This window comes from Cellulomonas pakistanensis (genome assembly GCF_016862755.1).
GTDB lineage: Bacteria > Actinomycetota > Actinomycetes > Actinomycetales > Cellulomonadaceae > Cellulomonas > Cellulomonas pakistanensis.
The window spans coordinates 43,631-51,915 of the sequence record NZ_BONO01000030.1 but is presented as its reverse complement, the minus strand read 5'-3'; the positions used below and the strand labels follow the sequence as shown (position 1 = coordinate 51,915).

Sequence of the window (8,285 nt, the reverse complement as noted above, 5' to 3'; positions counted from 1 at the left end):
CCGGGCGCGCGCACCCCGCGAGGTGCGCGCGCCCGGGCCGTCCGCAGCCGGGGCCGGGGCGGTCAGGCCTCGACGACCACCGGGATGATCATCGGCCGACGGCGCAGGCGGTTGGACGCCCAGCGCCCGACCACGCGCCGCACGACCTGCTGCAGCTGCTGGGTGTCGACGGCGCCGCCGCGCGCCGCGTCCTCGAGGGCCGCGGTGACGTCCGGCAGGATCGCGTCGAACACCGCGTCGTCCTCGGCCACGCCGCGGGCGAGGATCTGCGGCTTGCCGAGCACCTTGCCGTCCGTCGAGCTGATGACCGCGAAGATCGAGATGAACCCCTCGTCGCCGAGGATCCGGCGGTCCTTGAGGTCGGCCTCGGTGATGCCGCCGACGCTGGAGCCGTCGACGAACACGTACCCGCAGGGCACCGCGCCGACGACGGAGGCCCGCCCGTCGACCAGGTCCACGACCACGCCGTCCTCGGCGAGCACGACGCGGTCGGCCGGGACGCCGGACTTCACCGCGAGCGCGCCGTTCGCCACGAGGTGCCGGACCTCGCCGTGCACCGGCATGACGTTGCGCGGCTTGAGGATGTTGTAGCAGTACAGGAGCTCGCCGGCGCTGGCGTGGCCGGAGACGTGCACCTTGGCGTTGCCGCCGTGCACGACGCGCGCGCCGAGCCGGGTCAGGCCGTTGATGACGCGGTACACCGCGTTCTCGTTCCCGGGGATCAGCGACGACGCGAGGATGACGGTGTCGCCGGGGCCGACCGAGATCTTGTGGTCGTTGTTGGCGATCCGGGACAGCGCGGCCATGGGCTCGCCCTGGGAGCCGGTGCACATGAGCACGAGCTCGTCGTCCCGCACGTCGTCCAGGCGCTTGGCGTCGACCAGCACGCCGTCCGGCACCTTGAGGTACCCGAGCTCGGCGGCGATCGTCATGTTGCGCACCATCGACCGGCCGACCAGGGCGACCTTGCGCTCGTGCGCGGCGGCGGCGTCCAGCACCTGCTGCACGCGGTGCACGTGCGAGGAGAACGACGCGACGACGATCTTGCGCGCGGAGGTGGCGAACACGTTGTCGAGCACGGGGCCGATCTCGCGCTCCGGCGTGACGAAGCCGGGGACCTCGGCGTTGGTGGAGTCGACCATGAACAGGTCGACGCCCTTCTCCCCCAGCCGCGCGAACGCGCGCAGGTCGGTGATCCGGCCGTCCAGCGGGAGCTGGTCCATCTTGAAGTCGCCGGTGTGCAGCACGGTGCCGGCGGGCGTGGTGACCGCGACGGCCAGCGCGTCCGGGATCGAGTGGTTGACCGCGACGAACTCGCAGGAGAACGCGCCGATCTGCTCGGTCTGACCCTCCTTGACCGCGTGGGTCGTCGGGGTGATCCGGTGCTCCTTGAGCTTGGCCTCGACGAACGCGAGGGTCAGCTGCGAGCCGATCAGCGGGATGTCCTTGCGGAGCCGCAGCAGGTACGGCACGGCGCCGATGTGGTCCTCGTGCCCGTGGGTCAGCACGATGCCGTCGACGTCGTCCATGCGGTCGGCGATGTACCCGAAGTCCGGGAGGATCAGGTCGACGCCGGGCTGGTGGTCCTCGGGGAACAGGACGCCGCAGTCGATGATGAGCAGGCGGCCGCCGTACTCGAGGACGGCCATGTTGCGACCGACCTCGCCGAGGCCGCCGAGGGCGACGATGCGCAGGCCGCCCTCGGGCAGTGCGGGCGGCAGGGCGAGGTCGGGGTGCGGGTGGGACATGCTTCTCCTGTACTAGGCGGACAGGGCGTCGAGCAGGCCCGCGGCAGCCAGGCCCGCGCGCACCGCCTCGACGTCCTCGTCCGACGCGGCGACGTTGGGCAGCCGCATGTGTCGGGTCGGGATCAGACCGAGGGACCAGACGGCGGCCTTGGCCGCGACCGCCTGGAACCCCTGGCCGTTGAGCGCGTCGACCGCCGGTGCGATCGACAGGAAGATCTCGAGGGCGCGGGCGTGGTCGCCCGCGTCGTGCGCCGCGGTGAGCGCGGCGAGCTGCGGGCCGGCGACGTGGCCGACGACGCTGACGATGCCGGCGGCGCCGTGCGCCAGGAACGGCAGGTAGAGCGAGTCGTCGCCGCTGTACCAGGCGAGCCCGGTGGCGGACGCGGCCTTGGCGGCGGCGTACAGGTCGCCGGTGGCGTCCTTCATCGCGACGACGCGGTCGTGCTGCGCGAGCTCGACCAGCGTCGCGTGCGCGAACCGCACGCCCGCCCGGCCGGGCACGTCGTAGAGCATCACCGGCAGCGGCGTCGCGTCGGCGACCGCGGTCACGTGCGCGACCAGGCCGGGCTGCGACGGGCGCGAGTAGTAGGGCGCGACGACCAGCAGGCCGTCGGCGCCGGCCTCGGCGGCCTGCTCGGCCATCCGGACGGCGTGCAGCGTGTCGTTCGACCCGGCACCGGCGACGACGGTCGCGCGGTCCCCCACGGCGTCGACGACGGCCCGGACCAGCTCCGCCTTCTCGGGCGCGTGCGTGGCGGGCGACTCCCCGGTGGTGCCGTTGAGCACGAGGCCGTCGTGCCCGTGGTCCACGAGGTGCGCGGCGAGGGCGACGGCGGCGTCGAGGTCGACCGAGCCGTCCTCCCGCATCGGCGTCACCATGGCGGTGAGCACCGCGCCGAAGGGACGCGACGGGGTGGCGGGAAGCATGGCCTCAACGGTACCGCCCCGCGCCGCGCCGGACGCACGCCGAGGTCGGCACCCCCGGTCCGAGGTCGGCACCCGGAGGTGCCGAGCTCGAGCGCGGGGTGCCGACCTCGGCGCGAGCGCGCGCCGCGCTCAGGAGGCGCGGGCCGCGAGCCAGCCGGCGAGGCGGTCGGGGCGGTCGGTGATGACCGCGTCGACGCCGAGGGCCGCCGCGGCGGCCCAGTGCTCGGGCTCGTTGAGCGTCCAGACCTGCACCTGCAGGCCGGCGGCGTGCAGCCGCGCGACCAGGTCGGGGTGCTCGACCAGGAGCGGGACGTACGGGTTGACGGTCATGACGCCGAGCTCGCCCGCGACGCGGACCACCTCGTCGACCCCGCCGTCCTCGGGCACCTGGAAGATGAGCAGGCCCCGGCGCAGGTCGGGGTCCGCCGACGCGAGCGCCCGCACGGACTCCGGCCAGAACGACTGCCCGATGACCCGGTCGGCCAGGCCGGCCGCGCGGATGGCGTCCGTGACCGGGCGCACCTGCTCGACCGTGAAGGCGCCCTTGAGCTCGAGCAGCAGGTCGATCCCCGGGCGCCGGACCATGAGCTCCAGCACCTCGGCGAACGTCGGCACCCGCTGCCCCGCGTAGGCGGACGCGAACCACGAGCCCGCGTCCAGCGCGCGCAGCGCGTCCAGCGTCATCTCGGCGACGACGCCCTGCCCGTCCGTGGTGGCGTCGACGGTGTCGTCGTGGATCACCACGACCTCGCCGTCGGCGGTCGGCTGGATGTCGATCTCGATGCTGTGCGCGCCCGCCCGCCACGCCGCCTCGAAGGCCGCGAGCGTGTTCTGCGGGGCGACCGCCGAGTTGCCGCGGTGCGCGACGACCAGGGGCCGGGACGCCCCGGCGCCGGGGCCGCCCTGCTGGGCGGCCCCGGCGACCGGACCGGTGACGGTTCCGGTCACAGGTACGGCTCGACGTTCTCGGTGTACGCCGTCTCGATCTGCGGCGTGACCGACTCGAACGCCTCGGCCGGGTCGGTGCCCTCGAGGACGATCTGCTCGATCGCGTCGGTCAGCAGCGCGTCGGCGCCCGGGACGAACACGCGGATGTAGTCCTGCGCGCGCGCCTTGTCGGCGAGCTGGTCGACCGCGGTGCGGAACTGCGGGGCCTGCTCGTAGACGGCCTTCATGGTGTCGGACTCGACGGCCGAGGTGCGGACCGGCATGTAGCCCGTCGCCTGCGAGAAGGTCGCGGTGTTCTCGGTGCTGGTGATGAACTCCAGGAACATCGCCGCCGCGAGCTGCTCCTCCGGGGTGCTGGAGGACGAGATCGCCAGGCCGGTTCCGCCGGTCGGCGTGCCGCCGCCCTGCGGGCCGTCGGGCAGGTACGCCGTGCCGACCTCGAACGAGGCCGCGTCCAGCGCGCCCTTCAGCGAGCCGGTCGAGCCGATCGTCGAGGCGATCAGGCCGGAGGCGAAGTCCGCCATCGAGTCGTCCGCCGAGACGGTCGCGATCGCGTCGTCGCCGTGGAACAGGCCGCGCAGGAACTCGCCGCCGGCGAGCGCCTCGTCGGAGTCGAGCGTGACGTCGAACTCGTCGGAGTACTGGCCGCCCTGGCCCCAGATCATGTTCTCGAACCACCAGGCGGACCAGGACGTGCCGAGCGAGAGGCCGAACGGCGAGCCCTCGGCGGGCACCTGCGCCTCGAGCGCGGTGCTCCACTCCTGCAGCTGCTCCCAGGACTCCGGACCCTCGTCGGGCAGGCCCGCGGCCGCCCACATGTCCTTGTTGTAGTAGAACAGCGGCGTCGAGCGCGCGTACGGCGCGGCCCAGTGCTGGCCGTCGTACTCGTAGTCGCCGTAGAGGCCGGGCTGGAAGTCGTCCGCGTCGGCGTCGATCGCCTCGAAGACGTCGTCCAGCGGCATGATCTGGTCGTTCAGGTGGTAGCGGAACCACCACACGTCGGACGCGATGACGAGGTCCGGCTTCTCCTCGGTCTGCGACGCCGCCTGGAACCGCTGGGCGACCTCGTCGTAGTTCGCGCCGGCCGTGACCAGGTTGACCGTGATGTCGGGGTTCTCGGCCTCGAAGTCGGCGATGAGCTGCTCCTCCACGGCCTGGGACTGGCCGGGGTGGTTGCTCCACCAGGTGATCTCGGACGCGGGCTCGACCTGCGACCAGTCGGTCGCCTCGGCGGCCTCGGTCTCGTCGGACGACGCGGCCGTGGACGGGCCGCCGCACGCGGTGAGCGCGAGCGTCGTGCCGGCGACGGCAGCGGCGATGGCCAGGGTGCTGCGGCGACGCCTGCGGAGGTGGGACACGGTGGTGCTCCTTCGGGGTTCGCGCGCCGCGTCGCGGCGCTCGGGGGGTGACGGGCGCGCGGGGGCGCGACCGTCTCAGGCGGCCGGCGGACCGGCCACGTCGGGGGGCGGGTCAGCCGGTGACGGCGCCCGCGGTGAGGCCGGCGACGAGCCGGCGCTGCAGGACCAGGAAGACGACGAGGATCGGCAGGGTCACGACGACCGTGGCGGCCAGCAGCACGCCCCAGTTGGTCAGGCCGTCGATGTTCTGCAGCAGGGTCAGGCCGATCGGCAGCGTCATCTTGTCGGCGCGGTCGATGACCAGGAACGGCCAGAGGTAGTCGTTCCACTCGGTGACGACGGACACGAGGGTGACCGCCGCGATGGTCGGCGTGCTCATCGGGACCACGAACCGCCACAGCTTGCGCCAGTGGCCGGCCCCGTCCAGCTCCGCGGCCTCGAGGATCGAGCCCGGCAGCGTCAGGAAGTGCTGGCGGAACAGGAAGGTGCCGAACGCGCTGGCCAGGCCGGGCACGAGGATGCCCTGGTAGGTGTTCAGCCAGCCGAGGTCGGCGACCAGGGTGTAGTTCGGGATGATCGTGACCTGCGGCGGGATCATCAGCGTCGCGATGACCAGGCCGAACACGATCTTCTTGAACGGGAACTCGAGGAACACGAGCGCGTAGGCGCAGGTGAGGCCGAGGACCACCTTGAGGCCGGCGCCGACCACGGTCAGGCCGACGCTGTTGAGCAGCAGGCGGCCGAGCGGGACCGTGTCGGCGGCCTGGGCGTAGTTGTCCAGGCTCGGCGACCCCGGCAGCCACTGCACCGGGAACTGGTACAGCTCCTGCGACGTCTTGAGGCTGGCCAGCACCATCCAGATCAGCGGCGCGCCGAGCACGATCGTCGCCAGGACCATCGTGAGGTAGCTGCCGACGTGCGGGCGCTGCTTGCGGCCGGGCCGCGAGGAGGCGTCCGTGGGGCGGACGGGCGTCGTCGGCCCCGCGGGCGAGGCGGGCGAGGCGGGCGTGGCGGCGGCCGGCCGCTTCGGGGTCAGGACGCTCATGCGTAGTGGACCTTCCGCTGGACGAACCGCATCTGCACCGCGGTGACCGCCAGCAGCACGAGGAACAGGACGGTGGCGACGGCGGAGGCGTACCCCGCGCGGCCGTTGACGAAGCTCTCCTGGTACACGGAGTACATGAGCGTCGTGGTCGACCCGAGCGGGCCGCCCTGGGTCATCGCCTTGATGATGTCGAAGGACTGCAGCGAGGCCAGCATCATCGTGACCAGCAGGAAGAACGACGTCGGGGTGAGCAGCGGCATGATGATCGACCGCAGCGTCCGGAAGGACGACGCCCCGTCGAGGGCCGCCGCGTCCTTGAGGTCCTGCGGGACCGACTGCAGGCCGGCCAGGTAGATCAGCGCGACGTACCCGAGGTTCTTCCACAGGTAGACGACGATCACCATGACCAGCGGCCAGGGGCGCTCGGTGTACCACTGGGGCGACGACGCGCCGACCCAGCTCAGCACCTCGCGCACGAGGCCGTACCGCGGGTCGAAGATGAACAACCAGAGGATGCCGACCGCGAAGCCGGACAGCACGTACGGCGCGAACGCGACCGTGCGGGCGAACCCGCGGCCGCGGAGCTTCTGGTTGAGCAGCACCGCGAGGCCGAGGCCCAGCAGCATCGCGCCGCCGACCGTCGCGACCGTGAACACCACCGTGGTGGTGACGACCTGCGTGAAGTTCCGCGAGGTGAACAGCTCGACGTAGTTGCCCAGGCCGATCTGGCGGGCGACGGGCGAGCCGAGGTTCCACTGCAGCGTGGACAGGTAGAACGACTGGATCAGCGGCCGGTACACGAACACCAGCAGCAGGGCGAGGTTGGGCCCGGCGAGCAGGAGGAACCAGATCAGCGCCGACCGGCGTCGGCGCGACTGGAGGGCGCCTCGGCGCCGGGGCGCACCCGCAGGGGCGGCCGCCGGCGGCGGGGCGAGGACTTCGGCTGTGGTCACGGGGAGGGGTCCGCTTCGATCAAGGGGCAGGTGCACGGACCGCTCCGTCGCGGCCCTGGACACCCTGCCCCCGTCCCGCCACCGGGAACGAGCGTTCTGCGGGGTCGTTCCGCAAGCCTTCCCGGGTCGTTCACCTGGGGTTCCGCGGCGTCACCGCGCGGTCAGCGGCCGGACAGCCTCCCGACCGCGCGGCCGGCACGTCCTACCCTCGTGGCGTGCCGCCCCGCTCCCTCGCGCAGGACCCGGACCCCGCCGTGCGGTCGGCCGTCCGCACCTCCGTGTCCGTGTCCGTGGCCACCGGCCTGTACGGCGTCTCGTTCGGGGCCCTGTCGGTGGCCGCCGGCCTCGACGTCCCGCAGACGATGGCCCTGAGCCTGCTCATGTTCAGCGGCGGCTCGCAGTTCGCGGCCGTGGGCGTGGTCGGCGCCGGCGGCGCGGTCGGGGCGGTCGTGGCGACCGCCGGGCTGCTCGGGGCGCGCAACGGGCTGTACGGGGTGCAGGTCGCGCCCCTGCTCGGCGCGTCCGGCTGGCGGCGGCTGCTCGCCGCGCACCTGACGATCGACGAGTCGACGGCCGTGGCCACCGCGCAACCGACGCCCGCGGCGACCCGCGCGGGGTTCTGGTGGACCGGCGCGGGCGTGTTCGTGCTGTGGAACGCGTTCTCGCTGCTGGGCGCTCTGCTCGGCGACGCGCTGGGCGACCCGCGCCGGTACGGGCTGGACGCCGCCGCGGGCGCCGCGTTCCTCGCGCTGCTGTGGCCGCGGCTGTCGGGCGACGACCGGCGGGTGACGCGCACGGTGCGGGTCGTGGCGGTCGCGGCCGCCGTGCTGGCGCTCGCGCTGACGCCCGTCGCGCCGGCGGGCGTCCCGGTGCTGGCGGCCGCGGCGCTCGCCGTGGTGGTGGGGTCGCTCGACGGCGGCGAGGGCGGCGGCGCGCCCGGGCGGCGGGCGGGCGCCGGGCCGGCCCCGGTGGTGACCCCGTGAGCCGGGTCGCCGTGTGGTGGGCCGTGCTGGCGGCGTCCGCGGTCGTGCTCGCGACCAAGGTCGCCGGGCACCTGGTCCCCCGCACGCTGCTGCAGCGGCCGCGGGTCGTGCGGACCGCCGCCCTGGTCACCGCCGCGCTGCTCGCGGCGCTCGTGGCCGTGCAGACGGCGACGACCGACGGGGCGCTGGTGCTGGACGCGCGGGTGGCGGCGCTGGTGGTCGCCGCGGTGGCGCTCCTGCTCCGTGCGCCGTTCGTGCTGGTGGTGCTCCTCGCCGCGGCGACGGCGGCCCTGCTCCGCTGGCTCGGCGTTCCCTAGTCCCCC

8 protein-coding genes are annotated in these 8,285 nt (G+C 73.7%); 2 read left to right on the top strand and 6 right to left on the bottom strand.

The features are described from left to right. Nucleotides 1-62 precede the first annotated feature (62 nt). The 6 genes from Cpa01nite_RS16535 to Cpa01nite_RS16510 all read right to left on the bottom strand — a co-directional run bounded on the left by Cpa01nite_RS16535 (nt 63) and on the right by Cpa01nite_RS16510 (nt 6,979). Nucleotides 63-1,748, bottom strand: a complete 1,686-nt coding sequence (locus Cpa01nite_RS16535; RefSeq protein WP_203669959.1) for a ribonuclease J — start codon at nt 1,746-1,748, stop codon at nt 63-65. A gap of 12 nt (nt 1,749-1,760) precedes the next feature. Further along, the gene (gene dapA, locus Cpa01nite_RS16530; RefSeq protein WP_203669958.1) at nt 1,761-2,675 is read right to left on the bottom strand and encodes a 4-hydroxy-tetrahydrodipicolinate synthase; all 915 of its coding nucleotides are present in this window, start codon (nt 2,673-2,675) and stop codon (nt 1,761-1,763) included. Nucleotides 2,676-2,804: 129 nt separating this feature from the next. Further along, nucleotides 2,805-3,623, bottom strand: coding sequence for a glycerophosphodiester phosphodiesterase (locus Cpa01nite_RS16525; RefSeq protein WP_203669957.1), 819 nt, complete (start codon nt 3,621-3,623; stop codon nt 2,805-2,807). After that, nucleotides 3,620-4,981 (bottom strand): ABC transporter substrate-binding protein, encoded by a 1,362-nt coding sequence (locus Cpa01nite_RS16520; RefSeq protein WP_203669956.1) that lies wholly within the window; start codon nt 4,979-4,981, stop codon nt 3,620-3,622. The genes Cpa01nite_RS16525 and Cpa01nite_RS16520 overlap by 4 nt, the downstream gene beginning before the upstream one ends. Before the next feature lie 112 nt (nt 4,982-5,093). Further along, nucleotides 5,094-6,026 carry a carbohydrate ABC transporter permease gene (locus tag Cpa01nite_RS16515; protein ID WP_203669955.1) on the bottom strand — a complete coding sequence of 311 codons (933 nt, stop codon included), beginning with the start codon at nt 6,024-6,026 and terminating at the stop codon, nt 5,094-5,096. Beyond that, nucleotides 6,023-6,979, bottom strand: coding sequence for a carbohydrate ABC transporter permease (locus tag Cpa01nite_RS16510; RefSeq protein ID WP_203669954.1), 957 nt, complete (start codon nt 6,977-6,979; stop codon nt 6,023-6,025). Before Cpa01nite_RS16510 ends, Cpa01nite_RS16515 begins: the two co-directional genes overlap by 4 nt. A gap of 215 nt (nt 6,980-7,194) precedes the next feature. On the opposite strand from Cpa01nite_RS16510, the gene Cpa01nite_RS16505 reads away from it, so the two are divergent. Together Cpa01nite_RS16505 and Cpa01nite_RS16500 are read left to right on the top strand one after the other, a co-directional pair. Continuing rightward, nucleotides 7,195-7,962, top strand: a complete 768-nt coding sequence (locus tag Cpa01nite_RS16505) for an AzlC family ABC transporter permease (RefSeq protein WP_203669953.1) — start codon at nt 7,195-7,197, stop codon at nt 7,960-7,962. Further along, nucleotides 7,959-8,279, top strand: coding sequence for an AzlD domain-containing protein (locus Cpa01nite_RS16500; RefSeq protein WP_203669952.1), 321 nt, complete (start codon nt 7,959-7,961; stop codon nt 8,277-8,279). Before Cpa01nite_RS16505 ends, Cpa01nite_RS16500 begins: the two co-directional genes overlap by 4 nt. Nucleotides 8,280-8,285 lie beyond the last annotated feature (6 nt).

Excerpts from the sequence above, each read along its gene's own strand:
- dapA (WP_203669958.1), bottom strand. The coding sequence starts at position 2,675 with ATGCTTCCCGCCACCCCGTCGCGTCCCTTCGGCGCGGTGCTCACCGCC.
- Cpa01nite_RS16515 (WP_203669955.1), bottom strand. The coding sequence starts at position 6,026 with ATGAGCGTCCTGACCCCGAAGCGGCCGGCCGCCGCCACGCCCGCCTCG.
- Cpa01nite_RS16535 (WP_203669959.1), bottom strand. The coding sequence starts at position 1,748 with ATGTCCCACCCGCACCCCGACCTCGCCCTGCCGCCCGCACTGCCCGAG.